Below are 24,864 nucleotides of genomic sequence, written 5' to 3' on the forward strand. Positions count from 1 at the left end.
TCAATCACTCCTTTTTGTTATAGGAGTAATTATGCCCTATTACTGTTACGAAATGTATCAACGACTAAATTACTAAATTCACGTAAATAATATAAATAATTATCACCGCCGTAGTTGTATCTTTTATTATACATTTTCGCAACAACTACATTATATTCAGGTATTACTAATATAGTTGGTCCCGTAATTCCTAATATTTGATACGAGCCTTTTGGTACATGTTCGCCTAGTTCACTTAATTGTGCAGGTTCATTTTGAACGAACCAAAACAAGCCATTTTGTGGTAGCTCTTTATTTGCATATGTTGGACTCTGCAAACTCGTAGCGATTTTTATAACTTCTTTTGGAACAATTTGTTTATCATCTATCATACCTTGATTTAAATGAAGGTTGCCCCACTGTGAAAATTCTCTAGCGGAGACAAACAGATTTTTTTCAGTACCGTCATCTACTGTACCAATTTCACTAATTGCGTCTTTATTTGGATCATCAACAACTGCAACTAAATTATCATCTTGCTGTATTCTCCATCCTGTTTCTTGGAAATTAGCAGGTTTAAACACACGCTCTTTTAACAATTCAGGAAAACTTTTGTTATATAGCTGATAAATAAGACGTGTCATCATTCTTACATTAATATCTCTATACGCCCAAGATTGTCCAGGTTCAAATTCACGAAAAATTTTTCCGTCATTCGTTTCTCCTAAACCGTGCGAATGTGTTACTAAATGCCTTATCGTTGTTTTACCAAGCAATGCATGATCAAAGTCCTTAAAATATTTTATCGCTTCATCATCAATAGAGTTTATTTTCCCCTCGTAAAGCGCATACGCTATCATTAATCCTAAATAACTTTTTCTAGCAGAAGCAACGTTAAATTGTGAAGATGCGCTTACTTTTTCATTTCTCGATGTATTTGAGTGATATCCACTATAATGCTCTAGTACAATTTTGTTATCTTTTATAATACAAAGTGCTGTTGCAGAACTATGATTTTTTTCTTTAATATCCTCTACCCAAGAAATTAACTTATCATATGTATACAAATAAATCCCCCTTGATATACACAAAAATTACAGCTTGAAAGAAAAGTGCAAAATAGTTTTCACACCTTTCCTTCAAGCAAAGTAGCTTTGATGTTCTATACTTAAATGATCCACCAGTTCCAGCAATTAAAGCAACCGAAACATCCTGCGCAACCTATGCATCCGCCGCAACGACCTGCACAACCACCGCATCTGCCGCCACATCCGCCACAGCGTCCACCACAACCTCCGCATCCGCCGCAACGACGTGCATCGTCTTGAATATAGTAGTATGGATATTGACTTTGTTGTGGATCCCAATACACAACATTACCAGTTTGATAATCATTAAGGTTTAATGATTGTAATTCTTGTTGAAACTGATTCATTATAAAACCCTCCATTTATCAATATAAATTCCGTCCAAAAATTAAAGTTAATAAATTTTAATAAACAAAGTAGAAACAAATGGCTATATACTTGAATGCGTACATCAACAAAATATGAACTTACACTAGGTGATGTACCTTGTTTCTTAGCCTATTTTCTTAATCACTTTTTGCTGGACAGATTTACTATTAATAGAGGTATTTAAAAATTGCTAATCCAACAGTTTAGTAGTTCATCACTTAATTTTCTTTCTAGTAACTCTTTAACGGAAGGTGCTGGCATGATTTTATAAGTATGTAAAGCGTCTCGATTATAATCTATCCAGTGAAACGCTAAATGAGGTTCTTTAGATTTTGGTATGAAATCAATATGTAACTCTTCTGAATCTATCTCAAAAATATGATTGATTTCATGATGAAGCATTTCTTTATCTTGCCATTGGTTTTCTATGACTCCTAAAAATTGTTTTATACTACAATTTACTCCAAGTTCTTCTTGTAGTTCTCTTATTAATGCACTCTCAGCTGATTCGCCAACTTCAACATGACCACCTGGTAGAAAATAATGATGGCCAATATATTCAGCTACTAACAATTTTTTATCCTTTATCATAACAGCTCGTACAATATGATGAAATTTATTTTTCAATTGTTATTCCTCCCATTCATTGTTAAACGAATAAACGATAAACTTCCTCACCATCATAATCATGTCCCAATGGTTGAAAACCGTAACTTTCATATAATTTCTTTGCAGAGATATTATCTTTATGTACTGTTAATCTAATTTCTTTACACGCCTTAAACGTATTTTTTATTAAGTATATACTTTCTTGTAATGCCGCTTTTCCATAACCGTTACCTTGCTGCTTTTGATCGATAATAAATCCGTTTATCCAATACATATCAGTTGTTTCTTTTACAACAGCATGCATAACAAAACCAACCATTAGATCGCCGTTGTATATCGCAAATGGTTGGTATTCTACAGCGTCCCCATCTGGTTTTATATATACTTTAGCAAGTGAAACTGCTACAGATGGAACAAATTTCGTCTGATTATCTTTAACTTGCAGCTTTAAAGCATCTTCCCAATTCTCTCTCGTAACAACCTTTAACTGGATATTCAATATGATAAGCTCCTTTATAAAGAGGATATATTTTTAATTCAACGTAGTGAAATAATTTCCTTTTTCGACAACAACCTATAACGTAATTTTTATAAAATCTTGAATAAATTTATGTTCACCTATTTCTAATGATATACGGGCCCCTTTAGATATTAAGCTAGGGCAAAAATCAGCAAATGTTTGTCCTTTCGTATCTCCGTTTGTATCTACATTCACTGTATGGTGCGCAAATTTAAAAAACTTGAGTTAACTAATCTACTTATAGTAACCACATCATGTAACAAAGGTCCTTCAATAGATGGAAAAGGAACTAGCGTATGCTAATTCCTTTCTTAAGTAACCATTCTCAATTTTAATTAATTATCGTATCCTTCATAAATTGCATCATTTATTTGATTTTGTGTCTTTTTATTATCAGGTATAGGTTTCCACCAATTTCCTGTAATAAATAACATAGTTAATAAATTATAACTATCACTAAAATAGCTTTCTCTCTTATTCTTCATCCAATCCCAACCGCTATTTACCCACTTTTGATTATTGCTATTTGTTATACTTGCAGCAATAAATGGCGAAACGAATACAGCAGTTGGATAATTACCAATATTGGATCCGTTTAATTGATAACCATCCACAATTTTAGAAGGATTTCCATTCGTTTTATTTTGAATCCATGAAGATACTTTATCAGAAATGACTTTACTTCGCTTCTCGCCGTACATCGCATAGTCTATTACAATTCTTAAAGGTACTCGACTAGCATTATAATAATATACATTTGTATATTCTGACTCATTTAAGAAGCCTTTAGGTGCGGGTTGTGGTGGGTTTTTTACAACAAAATCTGAAATAAGTCCTGTATTTGGAGAGTACTTATTACTAAATTGCGTATAAACATCGTACAAATTATTAATAACAGTGAGCCAAGTTTTATCACCTGTAAATTCATAAAATGCTCTAAGGTGTGACATCATCCAATCAGATGGTCTCGTATCAAGTGAACTTTTAGAATCCCAATCTCCTAAATTTAGTCGGCTATTATTTGTAACATTACTAGCTTTAATACCTTTTGTAATCATGTCTTGTGCTTCTTTTAAATAATTAACTGCTCCATTTGATCCCCACTGCTTGTGAGCAAGAAGAAGAGAATACGCAATATCTAAATCCCCATCAGTAGCAGAATCAAAATGACCTTGTGCTTTTTTACTATCTGCGACAACCCATCCCATTAAATTAGGATTTTGAGAGCTTTTAAAAGTTCTTGCTGTTTTAAATAAACCGTCATAGATTTTTTGAGCATTCGAATCATAACCAGCCATTAATACTGTAATTATCATCCCATACCCTTGACCTTCTGAAGTTCCAAGTGGCTTAAACCCATCCGCATCACCTGTAATCTCTCCTTTTACGTAATAACCACCAGGTAAAGAAGATAAATCATTTTTCAAATATTTCTTTTTCCAATTATCGTAGTAACTTCTTACAGAAGCATTTAAACTTTCTTGTGTAACATGATTCGGTTTTATAACACCTGCATAATTAACTTGCTGGGGAAATGGTTTCATTTCCTTTGCAGCAGCTACTTGTTGATTAACTACAGGAATAGAATTTTGTATTGAATTGTCCGTTACACTTGCTGCGAAACTAGAATTAGAAAAACTAGCTAGTCCGATTCCTACAATAGAAATACATGTAAAAATATTTCTTTTTCCATTCATTATGTTGTCAGCTCCTTTTAAAATGCTTACTACATAAAATGTAACATACAATATTTAACTGAAATACAAAATATTATATTTATCAACATAAGAAAGAAACTATATAAAAAAGTATCATAAAATCATTATTTAATTACATTATACGGATTGATTATTTGCTAAATTGCTATGTTTTTCTTTTCTTAATACTGGTATATGAGCAATCACAATTCCAAGTATAGTAATCCCTCCGCCAATTATCGAAACTAAAGTTGGCACTTCTCCTAACCATATCCAAGCGACAAAACATGCAGTTATTGGCGTTAAATATAGAGAACTTGTTGCTTCAGAAGCACCAGCACGAGATATAATATAGGCCAATGCAATATATGGGAGTACTGTTGGAAAGACACCTAAATATATAACGCTCAAGTTAACTTCAAGAGGAGCTACTAGTATTTCTTGATACATTCCTGGTAAGAAAATAAGCATACATACCGTACTAGATAAAATTGTATATATGGTAAATGGCAAGAAACCGTACTTTTTTAAGTAAGAAGATTGGAAAACGAAAAATAAGCTTTCTGAAATCGCTGCTAATAATATAAATAATGCCCCACTATTTAATTGAATAGCATCTCCTTGACTAAATGATATGAAAGCAATTCCTATAAAACTAATTACACCACCGATCCAACCATTTAATTTCATTTTTTCATTCATAAAAACAGAAGCGAATATTGCCGTTACTATAGGCGTGACTGAAACAATTAAACTTGCAGATCCAGCATTTACTGTTTTTTCACCATAGTTTAGTGCAATGTGATAAAAAGTAAATCCTAAAGCACCAAATATAAAAATGGCTGGGATATCCTTTAAATCTGGTAGCCGTAACTTATATATAAAGGAAAACAAAAGAAGTATAACTGAAGCAATTAATAAACGTAGTAAAGTCAGATGCTCAGGCGTATAAGATTCAAGCCCCATACGGATTGCTGGAAAAGCAGATCCCCATATAAGAATCGTAAAAGCGTGAGCACATATAATGCGTAAATCCCATTTTTTATAATTCATATTTTCTCTCCCCCTTCAAACCAACCACTTTATAATTACCAATTATTTCTTCCCATCATATTTAATAGTTGATACAATGTCTTCAACCAGTTTTTTATCGTAAAAACCAACCACTTGGCATTTTTCAAGTGAGCAAAGGAGTTTTTTGATGACCACTAGTAAAAAACTACCTAAGTATCAGCAAATAGTAGACTATATGAAAGAAAAAATTGAAAATGGAGAATGGCCAATTGGAAGTAAGATCCCTAGTCAAAGGCAGTTAGCGAAATTATTTCAAGTAAATCGCAGCACTGTAATAACTGCACTAGATGAACTTATGGCTGATGGATTGATTCAAGGGAAAATTGGAGCAGGAACAATTGTAACAAATAATACATGGTCATTATTAGCGACGAATCCACCACCTGATTGGAGTGAATATGTAAAGGCTGGTATTCATAAACCAAGCAAGTTAATGGTACGAGAAATAAATGAAGCAGAAGCAAATAACAAACTTATCCATCTTAGTAAAGGCGAACTTGCTCCTCATCTTTTTCCATTAGAAACGATGCAGTCCATTATGAAAAAAGTAAGTGAGGAATTAGATTATTTTGGATATGAGGAACAAAAAGGGTTTTATCCGTTACGTGAAGCAATAAGTAAATACGTAAAATCATTTGGAATACATGCATCACCGGGTTCCATATTAATCGTCTCGGGTGCATTACAAGCATTGCAATTAATATCAATTGGTCTTTTACATAGAGAGTCTACCGTTTTACTTGAACAACCTTCTTACTTATATTCACTTCATGTATTTCAATCAGCAAATATTAATCTATCTGGTATATCTATGGATCCTCACGGTATATTACCTAACGAGTTATTAAAACGAATTAAATACAGTCAGAAGAAAAACATTTTATATTCAATTCCTTGTTTTCAAAATCCAACAGGCATATTAATGTCTAAAGAGCGAAGAAAAGAAATATTAAAAATATGTGAAAAGGAACAGTTACCTATTATTGAAGATGATATTTACCGCGAGTTATGGATTGATGCACCGCCCCCAGCTCCTTTAAAATCAAGGGATAAACATGGACATGTATTATATATCGGTAGTCTCTCTAAGACGCTTACCCCAGGACTTAGAATTGGATGGGTTATCGGTCCAGAACCAGTTATTGATAGATTATCAGATATAAAAATGCAAACAGATTATGGATCAAGCTCTTTATCCCAAAGAGTTGCTGCTGAATGGATAAATAAAGGATTTTATGAGGAACATGTAGCGAACGTAAGAATTAAACTAAAAGAACGAAGACAAATAATGATACGAGCTTTACATAAGTATTGTGCAGATATTGCCACCTGGGATATACCTAGTGGTGGATTTTTTATATGGCTAAAGGTAATACCTAGCATTCCGATGAAGAAATTATTTTCAGAGGCACTATCAAAAGGAGTTCTTTTAAATCCAGGACGTATATATGAAGAAGAATCAGACCGGTATATTCGTTTATCATATGGATATGCTTCTTCAGAGCAAATGACTAACGGGATTAAATTGTTGAGTGAATTAATTCGTAAGCTAACGGCATAACAAAAACTCCTCTTTTTCTATAGAGGAGTTTTTATGTATCTTATTTACCACAATCTCATTTCCTGCCCTAATAAAATAAGTGCTTCATAAGGATCCCCGTTAATGTTTAATACTTGAGCAAAAGCAGGCTCTGTTTTTAAACCGTTCTCTTTTAAGCGAAGAATTTCTTCCCTTATATGGGGATGCTGCATTAATAACATGTGCTCTACTATCATATGTCTATATGCATTTTGGTTACGAACTGGCTTAGGCTGAGCAAATAATTCAAATTCAAAACCTTCAAATTCAAAATTTACTTTTATCGATTCGGTATTTTTAATTTTTTTCTTTTTTATCCTGAACCCTTCATAAGAGCCATATAAAGATCTCATTTCTTGTTCAAAAACATCAAAGTTATGTACTTCCATTACTATATCTAAGTCAGATTGAAGCGTATCCATTCTTATAGGAATTGTCCCGCAAAGAACGGGGCTATACAAAGCTAAATCCTCCATTATGTTTAGTTTATTTAAAACATCATATACTTTTTGTTGCTTGTCATTCCCTGATTGTAAATATGTAATAGATGTAAACATGGAAGTCTCTCCTTCATTTCAACATATTAACGTGAATAAACAATACGTTTCAACTTTTCTCCTATACTGCAATACTATAAAAATAAAAAAGGAGGAATTATTATGAGCATTTTTAACATTCTTTTAACCATCCACATATTATTTGGAACAATATGCTTAATTACCGGTATTTTAGCGATGGTTGCACAAAAGAAGAAAGGAAAACATACGGAATGGGGTGAAATATATCATGCATCCTATGTGGTCATCACCCTTACTGCAATTATATTATCCATTATAAACTGGGATAAAATCGCATATTTATTTTATGTAGCAATTTTCTCTTATGCTTTTGCGATTTATGGCTACCTTGCACGAAAAAAACGTTGGAAAAATTGGCTTCATCACCATATTAGAGGTATGTTAGGTTCTTATATTGGTGCCGTTACCGCGTTATTAGTAAACATCGGTATTCATATTCCTATTATTAATTTATTGCCGCCTATATGGTTTTGGTTTTTACCTACATTAATCGGTATTCCTCTCGTAGCCAGTGTATCAAAAAAATATAAAAAGCGTAGTTAAAATTCATTACAATTTCGTTACTTTCTGATGATTATTATAAAACATTATACTCAATGTAATATTTTATTAATAAGTTCAAAATTGTACTGCTTTAAGTTAGTCACTTATAGCTAAATAAAAAGAATCCAATAAAAGTATTGGATTCTTTTTCTATAAACTATTACGTTAAAATTTCAATTACTTCTTCTAGTGTTGGAACTTTAGCATTTTCATATTCTTTCTTTGCTAAATTTGGATACTTTTTATTGTAAGTAGAACCTGCATTTAATTGCTTTAATTCCTCTAATGTATGTTCCTTAACTAGCCCTGTACCATTTGTAGTACGATTTACTGTTTCATCATGCATAGCTACTAAATGTCCATCTTTTGTCATTTGAAGATCTATTTCTATATAATCGCCTTTTAATTGTTGTCCCAATTTATATGCTGCTATTGTATGTTCAGGCGCATACGCAGAAGCCCCTCTATGTGCAATGTTTTTTATATGATTTGATTGATTAATAGCTTTCGTGTACTTAAGTTCATTTACTTTATGAAAAATAAAAGTACCTAGTACTATAAAGGTGCAAATGATTGTAACGATATATATCTTTTTCATAATGATGTATTAACCCCTACATAAAAGCAATTTGGCTTGGATAATTTATTCAAATAAATGTCGATTTTCAAATACCGTCATTTGTCCAACAGATTGAAAACCAGCCTTTTTATAAATATTAACCCCATCAGGTGAAGCTTGTAATACGCATTGAGCAACGTTTAATTCCTTTGCTTCTTGCAGCAAGTAATGAAACATAGTAGAACCAAATCCTTTTCCTCTCATTTCTTCTTTCGTTGCTATATCATAAATACCAATACTATCTAGTGTACATACTAATGAACCAACCGATACGACTTCATCTTTATAAAACCCTAAGTACAGTTTCATATTTTCACTATTCCATAAATGGGCAGAAGCAGTTTGATTGTAGAATGCTTGTACATATTGCCCTTCCTCTGATGTACCAAATAGACTAGCTAACGCTTCTCCAAACTTTTTAATTTGTCCTAAAGAAGATGCTTTTTGTATCGTAAAACCTTCTGGCATGTTTATTGTTGGAAGTATTGTATGTAAGTTTGCTACCATCGCGGTATTTTGTTCTGTTTCTTTTAATCCAAGCTTTATTAATTCATTCTTTATATTCCCCTCTAGCTTCTCGTCCCAAAACCAAACACTCATTGGACATTTCTTTTGATTATAGTATACTACCTCCTTATATAATTTCTCGATATTTTCCGTTACATTATTGTTTAGTAAAGTAATGATATTAAAAGTATCTGCAGGTAAACCACAGTCGACAGCAATGTAACCCTTCGTTTCTTTTACATTCATTCCCTGTGCCTGCCGCGCAATATATGAAGTTTTATATGTAAAATTATCTATTAGTAACTTTTTAAAATTCATTCATTTTGCCCCTTTCATAAAAATTCAAATTCAAATCTTTCAGTATTAAATATAACATATAAGAAATATACCTATTTCTATAAAAATATCTCTATAAATCACTCTTTGTCTCCTAAAAGAATTAAATAAGATATAACGTTGTCGGAATGAAAAAAGTGGTATATAATAAATATTAACATTACTAGTAATTATTTTAGGTATTCCTAGAATAAAGGAGCGATACATATGAAAATTACTATTTATTTCGGAAGTCATGAAGATCAAGATGTTCGTACAATGGACTGTCATTTAGATGTAGAAGATACGGAAGAGATTGTTTCTGTATCATAATATAAATAGTTGGGATGAACCCTCTTCCCTACAACGTTTAAGGCACCTTTTACAGGTGTCTTTTTTGTTGTTTTTTCGTCAAAAACCCTTTACTTTAGAGCGTTTTAATAGTAAAATATAAATATACGAACAAACGTTCTTTTTATTTTAATTGTACATGAAGGGATGATTTTTACAATGGCTCAAGCAAAGCGCAGAGGAAGAAAAAAGCAAACACCTATTATTTCAAATACAGGCTTTATCGGCTCTGTCTTTATTGATACATTGGAGTTACAAAAGAAATCCTATTATTTCGCTCGTAAAAAACTTCAAATTGTGCATCACGTACTAGATGGTCTCTCTGGAGCAACGAGTTCTCTATTTAAAGAACATAATATTTCAGCATACATGTCATGTGTATATTTACATAAACAAAAGAAAATCGGATTTGTTCTTTCAACGAAGCCTTTTGAACAAAGTGACGGTGTTGCTTACTTTATAAATTATTTAATCGAAAAGAATTTTTACGGTAACGAAGAAGTAGAATATCAAGAAGTATATAATACAGGTTTTATTGGTGTAGTATTCGCTGATTTATGTAGTATAGATCGATTTAATTTCGAGTTTGAAATGGGTATGTTAACAAAATTAATGAAAGATATGATTATTCCAGTTAAAGAACTTTTTTTACGTCACAATGTACCGGCTTACATCTCCACTTCTCATTTAGAGGAACAAAACAAGTTAGGCTTCGTTCTATCTATAAAACCGTATGATGAACGTGCAGAAGCAGATTTATATTTTGAGGCGTATTTAAAAGAACGCGGGTTATTTATTGGTGATGAAGAAGATGATATTGATAAGATTGTTATTAGAAAAACAGCAGAATTACGATAGATAAGCGCAGGATAATGATCCTGCGCTATTTCAATATTATTTAATTACGTTCAACACTATACCCTTTTGAATGAATTTCTAAATTCAATTTACTTGAATAAGCCTGATTCAAAATAAGAAATACGATCCCTCCTCCAATTGGAAGCGTGTAGGCTGGAATATGATTTAATAATAGACCTGATAATGCCAGTGCTATCGGTTGCATCATTTTACCTAAACTTAATCCAATACTAAGTACTCTGCCCCTATATTCATCTGGAATCTCTCTTTGCATAAAATAAATTAAAGGGATATCAATTAATGCTATCATTAACCCTAAAAAGAACATAATGGCGCAGTACATAGTCACAAATACAATTTTATTCACTTCAATACTTTTAAATAGAACAGGTGCACCTGAAACTATCATAAAAATTGCCACCATAAAACTTATTTTTTTCAATAGATAGGAATAAGAAAAACGATTCGTTATCTTTTTTACTATTATTGCACCAACTATCATACCTATTGGAAAAGTCCCTTGGATCAAACCAAAATGTTTAGAACTAAGATTGAGAACTGTATTAATAATGTATGGCAATGGAACAGTTACAGCAAATCCTAGGAAAAAATTAAGTGAAATTAAAATACGAAACGTATTTTTTAAGCTTTCCCGCTCCATTAAGTAAGAGTATCCCTCCTTTATATCTTTAATAAAATTAATTTCCCTTATTGAACTTTCCTTATTTATGTATTGCTCGCACAATTTAAAGTTGATAAACAATATGGATATAGCCGAAAGGATAAATGAAATACCGTTAATAATTATAAAAGTTTTCATATCAAAGACTGCAAAAACAATGCCCCCTAACATAGGCCCTAGAATTAAGGATATAGAGTCGATAATTTTACTTATAGAGTTAAGACTCATTAGTCTCTCTTTAGAGACGATATTTGGTTTTGCAGCCTCTAAACCTATTCCAAAAAATGTTGTAAATACTGTCATAAGAAAGGTAGTAGTATAAATGATGAATAAGTTTAACCCATAATAGCCGCTTAATATATAAACGGTTATTAATAAGCATCCGCTTAGTACATCCATACAAACGACGAGTTTCTTTTTATCAACCTTATCAGCAATTACACCGGCAAATGGATTCATAACAATCATTGGAATCGTTCCTAAAATAAGCGTAATCGCGAAATTTAAAGCCGATCCGGTTATTTGTAATACATACAATCCTAAGGCGAAACTATAAATAGAGCTACCGAATATTGATACGGTTTTTGCAATTGAATATAAACAAATATTTCTTAGTTCTTGGTTGCTTTTTTTATTTTCTATATGTAACCGTAAACTTGCCATAACTTTTCCCCCTGCCTAATTTTGTTTTACGTACATTGTAAGTTCTTGGGTCAACCCAATCGCAATATGGACGATTTGAATAATTTTAAGGGGAAATAAATAAAAGATGGGGTTAACCCCACCTTTTTCCGAAAAATGAATATGTATAAATTTCTTCACCTTGAACAAAGAAATCCTCGTACTTTCCGCCTCGTTTCAAATAATTTGAAGTACTTTCATCAATGGATTGAAACTGTAGATTTTGGAGTTCTTTCTTTATTTTTGAAAGTGTAAAATTTGCTCGAAAGTTATTTGTAATTTGGCTATTTAAGCTGAAATTTTTAAATAAAATAAATAAACTTAATAAATAACAATCAGATTTAAAAAGTTGATTTAATTCGTGAAGTAAAAAATCCTCATGCTCAAAACTATAATTGCTCGTACCAGAGTGATCAATTACAATATCTACTGACCGATTTTGAATAGGGATGTTCAAAAAATCCGCACAGATAAAGAGAATATTTCTTCTCGGATTTTTTCTCGCTAATACGTCTTTTAAAAATAAAAGTTTATTGAAATCTCTATCTACTGCGATGTATAGGCAATCTTCGGGTAGTTCTTCATAAATGCTCCTCAAAAAGAACCCAAGTCCTGATCCTATATCTAGTATTAATTTGTTATTTAAATCTAAATGTATTAGTTTCTTTTTCGCCCATTCCCCTTCTCTATGCATATTTTCCAAATATGCATTATCAGTTTCATGAATATAATCCGAAATAATATTTTCAAGTGACGTTTGCTCATTTGCTTTAAATAATTTACCAGCAGATATAATTCCTGAAGTAATAATGTATTCTTCTCCACAATTACAAATTAACTTTCCTTCAATAATTTGATTGTTATTAATAATTCCATCTTGAAGAATTAATTTTTTGCTACACTTAGAACATGTCAGTAAATGTAGTACACTTAAATCTATCCCTATAATTGAATTAGAAGTTTCATTTGTTAATAATAAATCATGTAACACTCTCTTTAATTTATCCCGTTTCTTCTCCAAAAGTTCTATTTCCTGTTCCATCTTGTCATATTTCAGTTTAAATAAAGATTGGTAAAAAGTATCTTTTTCGTAATTCATAGATTTCGCTAAGTTTTTATAAAAAAATAGTTCTTTAATTTCATTCAAGCTAAATCCTAGGTCTTTGTAATGTAAAATAAGTTCTAAATCTGTTTGACAATACTCATCAAAAAAATAGTGTCCCCCCTTTTTTTCAGGAATAATGAGACTGAGATCCATATAATGTCTAATTGTATCAATACTTAAGTTATTTACTTCTCCAAACCTACCGATTTTCATAATATCCCTACCATTTAAATATTTTTTTATATAGATTTCTATTTTTATCTTTAAAAATCCTTTCCCCTTTTTTATCAACATTATTTACGGAATGAACAAATGGTATTATTTATATTGTTGTGCCTAATAATATAACATGCAACTTTTGGTTTTATGTATGTCAAATTATGAGTATCAAAAATATTAAACCTCAATAGATCTATTATTTTCTACTTAATGAAATGTACTTATAAATGGACATTATAGCATTACTTTATTGTACTATTAGAGTAGGATTACTGTAGAAGATTACATATGGGTAGCGTCACATGCCCATCAAGCTAAACGAGTAACCTACTAAATATGGAACGATCCTTGGTTCAAAATTAACAATCAATAGTAAAGTAAGCATACTAAAGAAGCCTGTTAAAATCTGATTTTTTTGCTAGGCAGCTTGTCTATGCTTCACCATCGTTTTATACACAATCCTCAAAATATTAAAGAAAGTCACTTCCTTATACCGATGACATTTACGACCGTTCTTTTTGAGTAGTAGATAAAGACGATGAAAAATTTTCAAAAGTTCTTCTGTGCCAATGGATATCGCTTGAAACAATAACGGAAAGTAATCTTTAATCATATAAATCGCTTTATATTCACTCAGCTCCTGCTTTGTTTTTCAAGCAAAAACTGTCGCATTGAAACATCGTAGAAGAACAGAGGAGAATGCCGATGAATTGTCCATATAAATGGTACTCTAGGCGTTTTCTTTTAATATTTTTACATTCATCAATTCCAAAAAATGATTTCCACGTTTTAAACAAAATTTCAATCTGGCAACGAAGTGAATAAAGAGGTTCATCTAATTTTCTAAAGAAAATGGAATCGTAACTTTGCCGTAAACAAAAAGAACCATAACCTTGCCAAAATGGCAAAGTTATGGTTCAAATCACAGGGTAGTACCACATACCCATCCACTTAAGAAATTGGTAGTTCCCCAAAACGAAGAAAATTTTCGTTTTGAGGATATTTTAAAATATTAGCTTGATAGCATTTACCACCTTAATTTCAAAAAAATTTTAAAAAGAGGTTATTTTTTTGAACCAAAAAGGTATATTTTTATCTATAAAAAGATTTACTTTACTTTCCTTTTTGACTACTTGCTAAATTCAGCAAGTAAAATATTTTTAAAAGGATCAGAAGGACTATAACTAGTTTCATGGCCATTCAAATTGATGGCTAATGTATGCTTGCCTCCAAGTGTGCCTCCAGCAAAAGTAGAAAACCCTGGAGAGGCACCTGCGTGTCCCCATATCGAGACACCGTTTGGAAGTTTAGTTTCATAGATTCCAAGACCATATCTGCCGATTTCAGCAATTCCTGTAGGAACTGTAGTAAGCATTTGTTTTAGTTGCTGTTCCTTCAGTAATTTGCCACTGAGTAAGTAAGAGAAGAATTTGTTTAAGTCGTCAGCAGTAGAAATCATATCTCCATCCGAGCTACCTGGGTAAGAATAAGTAACGTCTTTTAGCTCACTTTCTCCGTCATATCTTTCATATCCACGGGCATGTTTGGTACCTGGAATAACAGTTGAATTACCAGGTAGGAATGTATTCGACAAATTCGAGCGGTTCAACAATCCGATTTTCAACCTCTTCCGCATAGCTGTTTCCAGTTACTTTTTCAATAAGGATACCCAGTATTACGTATCCTGTGTTTGAATAAGACCAGCCCTTACCTGGAGCAAAGTCTGGTGGAAGAGAAATTCCCATCTTTACTAATTCTTCAGCCGTATACAATTTTTTTGTATCCATAATATCATAGTCTTTTGACTTTAAGTATTCAGCAATCCCACTTGTATGATTCAATATTTGCCGAATCGTAATCTGGTTAGCATCATATCCGTTTCCTTGAATGACGCCAGGTAGCCATTTTTCGATGGAGTCATCTAGATTCAAGCGGTTCTCTCCAGCCAATTGAAGTAGAACTGTTGCAATGAATGTCTTCGTCGTACTGCCAATACGAAAGCGAAAATCTGTTTTCATCTGCTTCTTGGTTCTCAGATCCGCTATCCCGGCCGCATAGCTCCAATTTTTACCACCCTTAGAAATTTGAGCGAGTATTCCAGGGTATCCAAGTTGGAGTGAATCCCGCATTGCTTTCTTAACGGAAGTACGATCGCTTTGATTACTTGTTTGTAACGAACTAGATACATTTTGCGTGGGTTCTGCTTTTACAATTGAGGCTGGTGTTATGTATAACAGGGAACTTCCAGCTATTAAAAGTGATAGACTTGCACATGTAATTTTACTGCATGTTTTCATAAAGCATCCTCTCCTTTATTTAAATTGTAAAGCTAGTTGCTTGCTGTTTCGTATTAATCACACAGCTATCATCTCCAACAATGACAAAAAAGTCATAATTAAATTCGTAATCATATTCATAATTATTATTTTTACAAAGGCTATTCTGTCTTAACAAACGGTAAATCCCTTTTCTTCCACATGTATGTTAACCCCAGAAATTACTTCTTTTCCTTGAAACACTCTTGTTACAGGTTTGTTCTTCATATATAAGTCATATCTGTTCCGCCTTTCACACCTCCTTATATTTTTATCCTACACAATGAAAATCTCTTTTTTCTTACCTATTCCTTACAAATTACTTACGTTCAAAATAGCTTCTATAATAGGATAGAAGGAGCATCTGTACCCGAAAGTTCAAAGTATTTTCCAATAAATATATTTATCAAAAAGAAAAACAGGGTTTTTTCACTTCTATGTTTCTTTTTTCGTTTTGGGGAACAATTAATTCTTAAGTTGATGGGCACATATGGTGACCCCTATTATGAAAAATAATATAAAGATTTTAATTTGATCCTATATATTCTTTATAAATTTTAAAAGTAGATTCCCTATTTTTGGTATGATAGACAGAGACTATATAATTTCTTATGGATATTCTTGAAAAGGGAGTAATGCTGTATGAAATCAATAAATTTAAATGGCAATATATATTATATTGAATCTGTTCCTTTTGAAGATAAGAGTGAGCAGGATGAAGAGGGATACTACGAATATTTTTACAAAGGAGTCAATTTATCGTTTCACTCGGACAAAGAAATAATTACAGCCCGAATCTATGACAAGGAAAAAATAATATATTTCTTAAAAAATCCATCTCTCGCTTTTGGTAAGGATTTTGAAGCGATAAAGGTATATATAATTAAAGAATTTGCTGTAAATACATTCAAGATTCCAGGTGGAGAAAAAGCCTATATAGAATTATAGCCATAATCAATTTCTGTCTTTACTATGATATATTAAAAGCAAAAGGTAGGTAAGTATATGATTGATAAAGCTGAATTAAATACTTATAAATAATTATAAAGGGATATTCTTTGTTCGGGAGGACTATATAACCGTAGCTTACAAGTGATGTAGTGCTATACCTATTCCATCTAACTTGCAACACGTTTGCGGTATCCTAACTCAAATCATATTAATCTGGATATAACCAGCAGCTTAAGACTTTTAATATAATATTAAAAAGTGGATATGCTTAAACTCATATCCACTGTCAACTACGTATATTTTTCACCTTAAACATACTTTTTTTCTATTTATATACTTACCTTCGCTTCTCCAATATCCTGCTTTTTAATTAAATCTAAGTAAAAATGTGAGACAGTTGTGTTGTAATAAGGAGAAATAAAAATAAATGATAGATTAAATGTAAACATTCCAATAAATGCAGCTAATAAAAACCAACCAATAAATGATAACCAAACAACAAATAACTTTAGTTTTTGTCCTTTCATTATTCTTTTACTTTCTCTCATTGCTTCACTTGCTGTATAATCAGGATTCTCTACTAATATGTAATACGACATGGAATAAGAAAAATATTTAATAATACCTGGAACAATTAATAAGAGACTCCATAAAAAAAGAAAAATAGCTTGCAACAGCCCCAATTTCATTGATTTAAACACATTCTTCTTTTTAAATCCCGAAAATACATCGTCTACCTTAGCATCTTCTTTTTTCCCTAAGTGTAAAGTAAAAACAGAATATCCATAATTGAAGATACCTTGTATGAGACTATAAATTAGGAAACAAACCCCACCTAAACCAATATAACTTAGAATAAGTACAGCAAGTGCTACTGGATCTACTTGTGGTTGCCCACCAATTGAATAAATAAATAGTGCATCAGGGCCAATTATCCCGATAAACAGTACAAATATTAAATACATAAAAGTGGCGATTGCCGATGCACTTAAGGTTGGTACAAAATAGAATAAAGCTGATACTCCTATACCTACCCCCCATTTTCCATCTAACGAATTCAGTGCTGCTTTCTTAAAATTTCTTGTCATACTTGTATTCCCTCCTTTTTCTTATTTTGCCTTACTAAAAACATAAAAGAACTTGTAGCAGGCCCCGCTACAAGTTCTTTTAGCCAAATACTTTAGCTCATCGAAAAATTATTTGTTCTACACAATCGGGGGTAATGCCTGAAATATGGTTTGTTAACATCATTATATAACATAATTATGAATTTTTGTTAAAAATTCTATATATTTAGACATTTTTGTTTAGAGGGTACTTCAAAACCTTAGCTTGATGGGCATGGGGTAGCATCAGGAAAATACTGATCAAGCTAAGGGAATGCCAAATTAAAAAGCCCAACTTCTCTGCAAATCAAAATAGAGAAATTGAGCTTTTTAGTTATTTCATTTATTTATTGAATTCATTAACTGGAAGAAGTATTCAGGTTTATGAGTCTTATTTAGGTTATACCATGAATGTAATGCATCTAGTGTAAATACATCTATTTTTTTCAGTACCTCCATTGCAAATTCCAGAGGAGCTATTCCTGATGCAGTAACTAAATTCGCATCAGATACCGCAGGTCCCAACTCATAGAACTTTTCTCCTTTATAGTTAGGACATACCATTTTAGTATATTCTAAGTTATTACTTGTATGCTTTCTAGTATCCAAGTATCCCATATTCGCGAGGGCATCAGTTGCACCACAAATTGCAGCAACAATAGTGCCAATCTTTAAAGCTTGGCCAATTCTTTCTAAAATAGGTTGATGAATTTCTTCACTCCAAGTAGTCCCTCCTGATAAAATTAAAAGATCTTTACTCTCAAGAGTACATTCATCAAGGGAAATATCTGGTTTTATCCTCAGTCCTCCCATAGTAGTTATCATTTCTTTATTAGCTCCTACTGTAATTACTTTTAAAGGTGCTAAATCTTTTTTGAAATATCTTCCTGAGTTTAGTTCAGCAATTAAATATCCATATTCCCAGTCTGACATTGTATCAAATACATATAGAAAAGCTTTTTTTGTTTGCATCCAACAACACTCCAATCTCAATTTATGTAGCTATTATAATATAACTTCCCTGACAGTTAACGTCAGGGAAGTTATCATACTTGATGAAATTTTATTAATTCAGACAGAACTTCAATAATTCTATTCTTAAGACTTATTGGCTCAATAACTTTGATAGATTTATTGTATGGCAAGAGTAAATAAGGTACATATTTATGTATCATATCTTTTTCAAGAAGAAAAACTGCTTGATTTGAAGTTCGTTCTTGTAAATAATGTCCTAAAAACCAATGTTGGCAAATATCAGCCAATACACTTTTATCCCCATTAATAACCAAAGAAATAATATCTTCCTTATCTTCTATAGTTGGAAGAAGACTTTTTATAAAAAAGTCACTTGCTGAAAAATTTTCTGGCTGGTTAAACTTATTTTCGGTTCGCATTAGACTTTCAATTCGATCTACTCTAAAACTACGGATATCATTCCTAAGATGACAAAATCCAATCACATACCACTTATTATTCCAATAGATAATTCTGTATGGATCGACCAATCTATAATTTAATTGCTTTTCGCCACTTTTATAGTAAAGAATTTTTACTGAGTACCCGTCAGCTACGGCCTGCTCCAACTCCTTCAAAAAAGTTTCTATAGAGAGTGAACTTAATCGACTTATTACTTCAAGACTAGTTAAATGTTGGTTTATCTTTGTTTCTTGCTCTTGATTTGAGTATTTACTTAGTTTTGAAATAGCCCTATTTAATGCTTCACCTCCATAATATCCGGCTTCTTCTGCAAAAACAGCAGCGTGATATAGTGAAGTTTGCTCCTCAAAATCAAAAAAAAGAGGAGCCTCTATAAAATTGTTCAATAAAGTGTATCCACCGTTATGTCCTGGTTCTGAAATTATAGGTACGCCACTAGTTGAAATTGTATCAATATAACGATACACAGTCCTTACATTTATCTCTAACTTTTCTGAAATTTGCTTTGCAGTAATTTTTTTACCTGAACGAAGCATCCATAGAATTGCTAGCATATTGTCAATTTTAGGCATATAATTCCACCTCTATATGAAACTTATTTTCTATTATATATTTCTGATTTTTGGTATAACTCATCAACTGTTCCTTTCCAATGGCTTTCTATATCATTAGGACCTAGACACATTTGTAATTTCACAAATGTGATTTACAGTCCCATTCCCCTCTTTATAGAGCTTTACTGCATAATTCATTCCTGCATGATTTTTATGGTACTTCTTTAACCGACATTTAAACTTTCCTTCTTTCTTAGCCAGTTCAACTCCTTCACGCTGCTACATATGAATAAGATCACGTTCTAATTGCCATAACCGTAATTAAGAATTGACTGTAGAGATGTTCTTCTGAGAAATCCAACCATATATCTTTTAAGGAGTTTAAATTTTGTTGTTCCAGAAACTTTTTCTTCAAAAATAATATCCATTCCGATTTCGTTCAGTTGCTGGAATTGCCTTGAAGAATTCTAGTTAATTGAACTGACATGTGTAATAGCATAAATAGTACTGCGAGCGTAACTAGTTTCTTTGCTTCCATATTAACCTTTCCCCTAAAGCTAAAAAGATATATCTTTTATATAATATTGGTTAAATTTGGATGAATGGATATTATTTTATATTGAAAAAATAAATACGTCAAAATTTTTTTACGGAAATTATAAAAATCATATAATTTATTGATTACTCTAATCTATATATAAGATTAGCAAGTTAATGAAACAATGCCCCCTAAAAATAAAAATGTGTTCTATCTGTGAATTTATAAGAAAGGATGACGTTTTTATTTCTATTTGTATATGTGATAAATTACACCTATTTCCTTGAGAATTTTAAAGATTTTCATCCTAAATACCTTACTAGTTATTACTACAGATCTTGGTTTTGTACAAAAAATCGATAAAAACAAAGAAAAAGATATTATACCTGTTTATGTTTAGAGGAGTTAAAAAATCACTACACCTCTTCTCCCTCCTCTGCGTGTAATATACAGGGATTTATAACTTGATATAGAACATAAAAAGGAGATGTTTATATTATAAATAAAATGATATACATAAGTGGAGGGTTAGGAAATGAAAATTGCAATCGTCTGTTTCGATAACTTTACTGATATAGATGTTTTTCTACCATGGGATTTATTAAATCGTGTACGTTTAGTCGGCGGTATTTCTGATTGGGATGTCCAGCTTTTAGGAACGGAAGAAACTCATATATCCTTGTCTGGCTTGCGCATTCCCATGACAGGAAGTATCTCTGATCTTCCTTCTGCTGACGCTGTAATATTTGCAAGCGGTAAAGGTATACAAGATTTATATAAAAATCAACAATATATTAATAGCATTCACATAGATCCTCAAAAACAATTAATAGGATCTATGTGTTCTGGTTCACTACTATTAGGAGCTAAAAAATTGCTAACAGGCAAAAAAGCAACTACATATCCATCTGCAGTAGAACAACTTAAAGAATTTGGTGTAGACGTTATTGAAAAAAGTTTCGTAAACGAAGGAAACATTTCAACTGCTGCGGGTTGTTTTGCTGCTCAAGAACTCTCAGCTTGGATTATAAGAACTCTAATTAATGAAGAAATGGTTGAAATCGTACTAGAAACTGTTCAGCCAGTAGGCAAAGGTTTATATTTTTAATCAAGTCGAGTGATCGGTTAGTCCTCGAAACGATAAAATGAATTCTTTTGTTTAATGTAGACGTGGTGTGTCCACATTTTCAAATAAAAAAACCCGCGAATTATTCACGGGTTTTCTTCTTAATAACTAATTGCTATTGTACCTTCACCTGCATGTACCGCAAATGAAATTGGTAATGGATATAATTTGAAATCCATTTCAGGGAATGCTTGTCTAATATCTGCAATCCATTCTTCAGCTCCATCTTTATCGTTAGCATGGAACATGTGAAGTACTTTTGGTAATTCTTTTTCAAGTTCATTTTTAATGTATTCTCGACATTTTTGGATTTTACGAACTTTCTTTTCAAGTAAAAGTTCTCCGCCTTTTACTTCTAATATTAAGTTAACACTTAATAAACTTCCAAGTAAAAATTGAACTCCCTTTACACGTCCACTTGCGTAAAGACCTTTTAAACTTTTCGGGAATACATGGAAAGGTCTTCTTTTTTCATCTACTAATGTTTTGTGTATATCTTGTAAAGTCATACCATCATTGTATAACGATTTCGCTTTTCTAATTAGTTCATCCATTGGATAACTTGTTGTTTCACTATCTAATACCGTTAATGGGAAACCTGCCATTTCTGCAGCTAACTTCATGTTTTGATAGGTTCCACTTACTTTTCCGCTAATAGCAACTGCAAATCCCTCTTCATATTCTTCTTTGCATTTCGAAAATAATTCTACCATTTCCCCTATGTTAGGCTGTGATGTAGTGACAGTTTTACCTTCGTTTAAAGCATTATAAACGCGCTCACGCACACCTTCTTCACAATCTTTGTACGACACACCATCAATAATAACTTCAATTGGGATAACAAAGTTATCTCCTTCTGTTGTAAAACTCGCAGTTGTACTATCAGTAATCCAAGCAACACGCTTCATGTTGTTCCTCCCTTAATTCAATTCCTCTTTTCTAATTTTTCTATATATTTATGTTATGAAAAGAGAATATCCCTGTAATAGTAACAGGACTTTATTGTTTTGGCTATAGTAGATAGATGATAAATGTGAATATTTCTTGTCTTTTTCACAAATAAAAAAGAAAATCAAGAAATTTGCTCGATTTTCTTTTTATCTTACATTATTTAAAAGTTTCATTATCTAAAATCACAACATAATCATTTGTTAATCGCCCGGCTTCTTTCGTATAACTAACAAGTCTTTGTACGTTATCGCAACTAAGTTTTGCACCCCATATAAGTAGTGGTACACCGATAAAGTCAATATGAAATCTTCTAGAAAACAGACCGCCAAAAGTCATTGGTAAAGGCACTGTTGGTGATGTATTAGAAAAAATAATCTTTTCATGACTTTGATAATGTTTTTGCAGGATCTCTCCTAAATGTTTCATCGCAGGTACAACGACTTTTGATGCACCACATCCAATCGTATAAACCGGATTACCATTTTCATCTATTCCATGAAAAATAATTTTCCCCATATCTTCGGTTTTCAATTTATTAAAGTAATCTACATTTAATATTTCTTCTTTTGTTAGTTTACGATCCGTTGGTAATTTATTTAAATGATAAGCTGCAGCGAGTGCAGTTGAATGTGTTCCACCGAAATCCGTGTAAATGAATATCATATAATCATCCCTTGTTATAAAAGTTCAATGTTATTTAGTATTACCGTTCACAACATCGATAAACAAGTAATGAATGTATTTACAGTTTTTTGTTAATTCGTTATATATTTTTTGAGTATATCTTGTCTATTTATTATGGCACATCATGCAACAGTCATATTTATTTAAAACAGATATATCCTTTAACCCTTATAAATTGTTAGTTAAAATTCTTTTCAAAACAAAAACAATCATGAACTCGTTTAAATTGTTTTCTTATTTCTTCTTTATTTTCACCTGTATAATGAGCAAATGTTTGAACTGGATATAACTGATCTATATTACTTTTTATTACACCTTTTATCTCATCTGTATGATCGCTATATACGTGTAAATAGGAATCTACTTTTACAAATCCATTCTTTTCATACCAACCATGAACCCATAAATTGTCCCTAGTCCATGCTTCCAATCGATTTAGTTTACGTTCTTTCGCTAACTTTTCTCCCTCATTTAATAGTTGATTGCCAATTTTCATTCTACGAAAATCTGGATGAACTGCAATATGCCAAATCATGCCGCCAAGACCAGTTCCTCTTGAGCATACTGTACGTTCTTCTAATTCATATTCGATATCTAGTAAACCTACAATTTGATTTTCATATACAGCTACTAGTTCTATAGCCGGATGTTCATATCTTTCCTTTTCTCTAAATACATTATCGTAATAAGCTGTATCTAAAAAAGATAACACACGGCAACGTACCCAACCAGCTTCATTCTCTTTTCTATACGCTCTAATTTCTATATCCATATAATTAAAAACTCCCTTCTATTTCTATCATTAATTTTTCGGGTCCTGTTCCTTTATTTGACGGAATAACTAATGTAATTCCTAAGTCTGGATATACGGCCGAGCGAAAACTGACACCTGGGTCATATCCCATTACATGATATTTGAATATCTTGTTTTCTCTTGTTTCAATCCATATTCCATAGCCATAAGATTGATTATTATTTACTTGGATGTGAGGAGTTAAAAGTATTTTTGTATATTCTTGGCTTATAATTTCATAGTTAAATAACGCTTCCCAAAACTTCAGCATGTCTGACGCAGTAATAAAAGCTCCACCATCAGAACCACCTTTTATCGGAATAGAGTAAGCATTTGTTCTCCATGTCTGGCTAATTTCATCTTTTATATATCCGAGAGCTGTCTGCCTTGGTAATCTATCTAAAGAAAAATAGCCCGAATGATTCATACCAATTGGATTAAATATGTTTTTTTCTATATACTCCGTAAATGTAAGTCCTGTCTGTTCTTCGATTATTAATCCCAGTATGATAAAACCTGCATTGTTGTAGTGAAACTTACTTCCTGGTGCATACATCATATCTCTGTTTTGAAATAATGGTAAAAAGTCTTTTAAACTTTTTAATAAATACATAGGTGTTTGTTTCCAAAGATCTTCGAAGTTATCCATAATACTTTCATCAAAATAATCTGGAATACCCGAACTATGCGTCAAAAGGTGATGTATTGTAATATCTTCATTAAAGTTTGGAAAGTTAACACTTAAACACTCTTTTAACTTTGTTTGAAAAGTAATTACCCCATTTTCAACAAGTTGACAGATACCGATAGCTGTGAATATTTTACACCCAGAAGCAATTCCAAACCTAGTTTGTCGCGTATTGTTTATACACTCATTTCGATTTGCATAACCAAACGCCTCTTCATAGACTATGCCCTTTTTTTCTTTCACTAAAATTACTCCAGAGAAATCTATATGACGATATGTTTCTTTTACAATGTTATCTATTTGATCTTTAGTTTTCATTACAAAATCACCCTCGTTTATCAATATTGT

22 protein-coding genes and 5 pseudogenes are annotated in these 24,864 nt (G+C 31.9%); 5 read left to right on the forward strand and 22 right to left on the reverse strand.

The window, feature by feature from the left end:
* Window positions 1–29: 29 nt before the first annotated feature.
* The 7 genes and pseudogenes from AC0L0O_RS11075 to AC0L0O_RS11105 all read right to left on the reverse strand — a co-directional run bounded on the left by AC0L0O_RS11075 (window position 30) and on the right by AC0L0O_RS11105 (window position 5,315).
* Complete coding sequence (locus AC0L0O_RS11075) at window positions 30–1,046, reverse strand: serine hydrolase domain-containing protein (protein WP_428889058.1); 1,017 nt, start codon at window positions 1,044–1,046, stop codon at window positions 30–32.
* Window positions 1,047–1,147: 101 nt separating this feature from the next.
* Window positions 1,148–1,414 carry a heterocycloanthracin/sonorensin family bacteriocin gene (locus tag AC0L0O_RS11080; protein WP_001071381.1) on the reverse strand — a complete coding sequence of 89 codons (267 nt, stop codon included), beginning with the start codon at window positions 1,412–1,414 and terminating at the stop codon, window positions 1,148–1,150.
* A 202-nt stretch (window positions 1,415–1,616) separates the two neighbouring features.
* Complete coding sequence (locus tag AC0L0O_RS11085) at window positions 1,617–2,063, reverse strand: NUDIX domain-containing protein (protein ID WP_000790759.1); 447 nt, start codon at window positions 2,061–2,063, stop codon at window positions 1,617–1,619.
* A gap of 22 nt (window positions 2,064–2,085) precedes the next feature.
* Entirely contained in the window at window positions 2,086–2,544 is a 459-nt protein-coding gene (locus AC0L0O_RS11090) for a GNAT family N-acetyltransferase (protein WP_001025603.1), read from the reverse strand.
* 75 nt (window positions 2,545–2,619) lie between these two features.
* Window positions 2,620–2,846: pseudogene (locus tag AC0L0O_RS11095) on the reverse strand (nucleoside hydrolase); the annotation flags it as partial.
* Window positions 2,847–2,900: 54 nt separating this feature from the next.
* Window positions 2,901–4,262 carry a family 8 glycosyl hydrolase gene (locus AC0L0O_RS11100; protein ID WP_428889055.1) on the reverse strand — a complete coding sequence of 454 codons (1,362 nt, stop codon included), beginning with the start codon at window positions 4,260–4,262 and terminating at the stop codon, window positions 2,901–2,903.
* 138 nt (window positions 4,263–4,400) lie between these two features.
* Window positions 4,401–5,315 carry a DMT family transporter gene (locus AC0L0O_RS11105; protein ID WP_001106998.1) on the reverse strand — a complete coding sequence of 305 codons (915 nt, stop codon included), beginning with the start codon at window positions 5,313–5,315 and terminating at the stop codon, window positions 4,401–4,403.
* A gap of 145 nt (window positions 5,316–5,460) precedes the next feature.
* Here AC0L0O_RS11105 and norG point away from each other — a divergent pair, with 145 nt between their 5' ends.
* Window positions 5,461–6,897: an efflux pump transcription regulator NorG gene (gene norG / locus AC0L0O_RS11110; protein WP_473785753.1), complete on the forward strand. Its 1,437-nt coding sequence runs from the start codon at window positions 5,461–5,463 to the stop codon at window positions 6,895–6,897.
* 44 nt (window positions 6,898–6,941) lie between these two features.
* Here norG and AC0L0O_RS11115 read toward each other — a convergent pair whose 3' ends face one another.
* Complete coding sequence (locus AC0L0O_RS11115; RefSeq protein ID WP_000495188.1) at window positions 6,942–7,472, reverse strand: DUF4269 domain-containing protein; 531 nt, start codon at window positions 7,470–7,472, stop codon at window positions 6,942–6,944.
* 102 nt (window positions 7,473–7,574) lie between these two features.
* Here AC0L0O_RS11115 and AC0L0O_RS11120 point away from each other — a divergent pair, with 102 nt between their 5' ends.
* The gene (locus tag AC0L0O_RS11120; protein ID WP_000021731.1) at window positions 7,575–8,036 is read left to right on the forward strand and encodes a DUF2306 domain-containing protein; all 462 of its coding nucleotides are present in this window, start codon (window positions 7,575–7,577) and stop codon (window positions 8,034–8,036) included.
* A 169-nt stretch (window positions 8,037–8,205) separates the two neighbouring features.
* Here the strand turns inward: AC0L0O_RS11120 and AC0L0O_RS11125 are convergent.
* Window positions 8,206–8,634, reverse strand: a pseudogene (locus AC0L0O_RS11125) (glycerophosphodiester phosphodiesterase family protein); the annotation flags it as partial.
* 45 nt (window positions 8,635–8,679) lie between these two features.
* Window positions 8,680–9,480 (reverse strand): GNAT family N-acetyltransferase, encoded by an 801-nt coding sequence (locus AC0L0O_RS11130; protein WP_149283166.1) that lies wholly within the window; start codon window positions 9,478–9,480, stop codon window positions 8,680–8,682.
* A 507-nt stretch (window positions 9,481–9,987) separates the two neighbouring features.
* Between AC0L0O_RS11130 and AC0L0O_RS11135 the strand changes: the two genes are divergently transcribed.
* Window positions 9,988–10,686 carry a hypothetical protein gene (locus AC0L0O_RS11135; RefSeq protein ID WP_000035795.1) on the forward strand — a complete coding sequence of 233 codons (699 nt, stop codon included), beginning with the start codon at window positions 9,988–9,990 and terminating at the stop codon, window positions 10,684–10,686.
* Between the two features lie 40 nt (window positions 10,687–10,726).
* On the opposite strand, the gene AC0L0O_RS11140 is transcribed toward AC0L0O_RS11135, so the two are convergent.
* The 4 genes and pseudogenes from AC0L0O_RS11140 to AC0L0O_RS11155 form a co-directional block, all read right to left on the reverse strand.
* Window positions 10,727–12,031, reverse strand: a complete 1,305-nt coding sequence (locus AC0L0O_RS11140; RefSeq protein WP_000157720.1) for an MFS transporter — start codon at window positions 12,029–12,031, stop codon at window positions 10,727–10,729.
* 112 nt (window positions 12,032–12,143) lie between these two features.
* On the reverse strand, window positions 12,144–13,367 hold the full coding sequence (locus AC0L0O_RS11145) for a methyltransferase domain-containing protein (RefSeq protein WP_000690166.1): 1,224 nt from the start codon (window positions 13,365–13,367) through the stop codon (window positions 12,144–12,146).
* Window positions 13,368–13,791: 424 nt separating this feature from the next.
* Window positions 13,792–14,197, reverse strand: a pseudogene (locus AC0L0O_RS11150) (IS4 family transposase); the annotation flags it as partial.
* A gap of 305 nt (window positions 14,198–14,502) precedes the next feature.
* Window positions 14,503–15,670, reverse strand: a pseudogene (locus AC0L0O_RS11155) (serine hydrolase domain-containing protein).
* A 660-nt stretch (window positions 15,671–16,330) separates the two neighbouring features.
* On the opposite strand from AC0L0O_RS11155, the gene AC0L0O_RS11160 reads away from it, so the two are divergent.
* Window positions 16,331–16,636: a hypothetical protein gene (locus tag AC0L0O_RS11160; protein WP_000836223.1), complete on the forward strand. Its 306-nt coding sequence runs from the start codon at window positions 16,331–16,333 to the stop codon at window positions 16,634–16,636.
* 332 nt (window positions 16,637–16,968) lie between these two features.
* On the opposite strand, the gene AC0L0O_RS11165 is transcribed toward AC0L0O_RS11160, so the two are convergent.
* From AC0L0O_RS11165 to AC0L0O_RS11180, 4 genes and pseudogenes are all read right to left on the reverse strand, one after another.
* Complete coding sequence (locus tag AC0L0O_RS11165; RefSeq protein WP_000197717.1) at window positions 16,969–17,727, reverse strand: DUF975 family protein; 759 nt, start codon at window positions 17,725–17,727, stop codon at window positions 16,969–16,971.
* A 357-nt stretch (window positions 17,728–18,084) separates the two neighbouring features.
* Window positions 18,085–18,717: a type 1 glutamine amidotransferase family protein gene (locus AC0L0O_RS11170; RefSeq protein ID WP_001193570.1), complete on the reverse strand. Its 633-nt coding sequence runs from the start codon at window positions 18,715–18,717 to the stop codon at window positions 18,085–18,087.
* Between the two features lie 74 nt (window positions 18,718–18,791).
* Window positions 18,792–19,754: a helix-turn-helix transcriptional regulator gene (locus tag AC0L0O_RS11175; RefSeq protein ID WP_001124134.1), complete on the reverse strand. Its 963-nt coding sequence runs from the start codon at window positions 19,752–19,754 to the stop codon at window positions 18,792–18,794.
* Window positions 19,755–19,850: 96 nt separating this feature from the next.
* A pseudogene (locus AC0L0O_RS11180) lies at window positions 19,851–20,203 on the reverse strand (helix-turn-helix domain-containing protein); the annotation flags it as partial.
* Between the two features lie 606 nt (window positions 20,204–20,809).
* Between AC0L0O_RS11180 and AC0L0O_RS11185 the strand changes: the two are divergent.
* A complete protein-coding gene (locus tag AC0L0O_RS11185; protein ID WP_000684430.1) occupies window positions 20,810–21,382 on the forward strand; it encodes a DJ-1/PfpI family protein in 573 nt (190 codons plus the stop codon).
* Between the two features lie 119 nt (window positions 21,383–21,501).
* On the opposite strand, the gene AC0L0O_RS11190 is transcribed toward AC0L0O_RS11185, so the two are convergent.
* The 4 genes from AC0L0O_RS11190 to AC0L0O_RS11205 all read right to left on the reverse strand — a co-directional run bounded on the left by AC0L0O_RS11190 (window position 21,502) and on the right by AC0L0O_RS11205 (window position 24,834).
* Window positions 21,502–22,308 (reverse strand): DegV family protein, encoded by an 807-nt coding sequence (locus tag AC0L0O_RS11190; RefSeq protein WP_000831945.1) that lies wholly within the window; start codon window positions 22,306–22,308, stop codon window positions 21,502–21,504.
* Window positions 22,309–22,507: 199 nt separating this feature from the next.
* Window positions 22,508–23,014 carry a DUF3189 family protein gene (locus AC0L0O_RS11195; RefSeq protein WP_000576325.1) on the reverse strand — a complete coding sequence of 169 codons (507 nt, stop codon included), beginning with the start codon at window positions 23,012–23,014 and terminating at the stop codon, window positions 22,508–22,510.
* Window positions 23,015–23,213: 199 nt separating this feature from the next.
* Window positions 23,214–23,807, reverse strand: coding sequence for a GNAT family N-acetyltransferase (locus tag AC0L0O_RS11200; protein WP_000350629.1), 594 nt, complete (start codon window positions 23,805–23,807; stop codon window positions 23,214–23,216).
* Window positions 23,808–23,811: 4 nt separating this feature from the next.
* On the reverse strand, window positions 23,812–24,834 hold the full coding sequence (locus AC0L0O_RS11205; protein ID WP_003297624.1) for a serine hydrolase domain-containing protein: 1,023 nt from the start codon (window positions 24,832–24,834) through the stop codon (window positions 23,812–23,814).
* Between the last annotated feature and the right edge of the window lie 30 nt (window positions 24,835–24,864).

It is taken from the genome of Bacillus sp. GS3m_15504, from assembly GCF_055825275.1.

What these genes read in the sequence shown, in the direction of transcription:
- AC0L0O_RS11080 (WP_001071381.1), bottom strand. Translation starts at nt 1,414, where the DNA reads ATGAATCAGTTTCAACAAGAATTACAATCATTAAACCTTAATGATTAT.
- AC0L0O_RS11100 (WP_428889055.1), bottom strand. Translation starts at nt 4,262, where the DNA reads ATGAATGGAAAAAGAAATATTTTTACATGTATTTCTATTGTAGGAATC.
- AC0L0O_RS11105 (WP_001106998.1), bottom strand. Translation starts at nt 5,315, where the DNA reads ATGAATTATAAAAAATGGGATTTACGCATTATATGTGCTCACGCTTTT.
- AC0L0O_RS11115 (WP_000495188.1), bottom strand. Translation starts at nt 7,472, where the DNA reads ATGTTTACATCTATTACATATTTACAATCAGGGAATGACAAGCAACAA.
- AC0L0O_RS11120 (WP_000021731.1), top strand. Translation starts at nt 7,575, where the DNA reads ATGAGCATTTTTAACATTCTTTTAACCATCCACATATTATTTGGAACA.
- AC0L0O_RS11130 (WP_149283166.1), bottom strand. Translation starts at nt 9,480, where the DNA reads ATGAATTTTAAAAAGTTACTAATAGATAATTTTACATATAAAACTTCA.
- AC0L0O_RS11135 (WP_000035795.1), top strand. Translation starts at nt 9,988, where the DNA reads ATGGCTCAAGCAAAGCGCAGAGGAAGAAAAAAGCAAACACCTATTATT.
- AC0L0O_RS11140 (WP_000157720.1), bottom strand. Translation starts at nt 12,031, where the DNA reads ATGGCAAGTTTACGGTTACATATAGAAAATAAAAAAAGCAACCAAGAA.
- AC0L0O_RS11145 (WP_000690166.1), bottom strand. Translation starts at nt 13,367, where the DNA reads ATGAAAATCGGTAGGTTTGGAGAAGTAAATAACTTAAGTATTGATACA.
- AC0L0O_RS11160 (WP_000836223.1), top strand. Translation starts at nt 16,331, where the DNA reads ATGAAATCAATAAATTTAAATGGCAATATATATTATATTGAATCTGTT.
- AC0L0O_RS11165 (WP_000197717.1), bottom strand. Translation starts at nt 17,727, where the DNA reads ATGACAAGAAATTTTAAGAAAGCAGCACTGAATTCGTTAGATGGAAAA.
- AC0L0O_RS11170 (WP_001193570.1), bottom strand. Translation starts at nt 18,717, where the DNA reads ATGCAAACAAAAAAAGCTTTTCTATATGTATTTGATACAATGTCAGAC.
- AC0L0O_RS11175 (WP_001124134.1), bottom strand. Translation starts at nt 19,754, where the DNA reads ATGCCTAAAATTGACAATATGCTAGCAATTCTATGGATGCTTCGTTCA.
- AC0L0O_RS11185 (WP_000684430.1), top strand. Translation starts at nt 20,810, where the DNA reads ATGAAAATTGCAATCGTCTGTTTCGATAACTTTACTGATATAGATGTT.
- AC0L0O_RS11190 (WP_000831945.1), bottom strand. Translation starts at nt 22,308, where the DNA reads ATGAAGCGTGTTGCTTGGATTACTGATAGTACAACTGCGAGTTTTACA.
- AC0L0O_RS11195 (WP_000576325.1), bottom strand. Translation starts at nt 23,014, where the DNA reads ATGATATTCATTTACACGGATTTCGGTGGAACACATTCAACTGCACTC.
- AC0L0O_RS11200 (WP_000350629.1), bottom strand. Translation starts at nt 23,807, where the DNA reads ATGGATATAGAAATTAGAGCGTATAGAAAAGAGAATGAAGCTGGTTGG.
- AC0L0O_RS11205 (WP_003297624.1), bottom strand. Translation starts at nt 24,834, where the DNA reads ATGAAAACTAAAGATCAAATAGATAACATTGTAAAAGAAACATATCGT.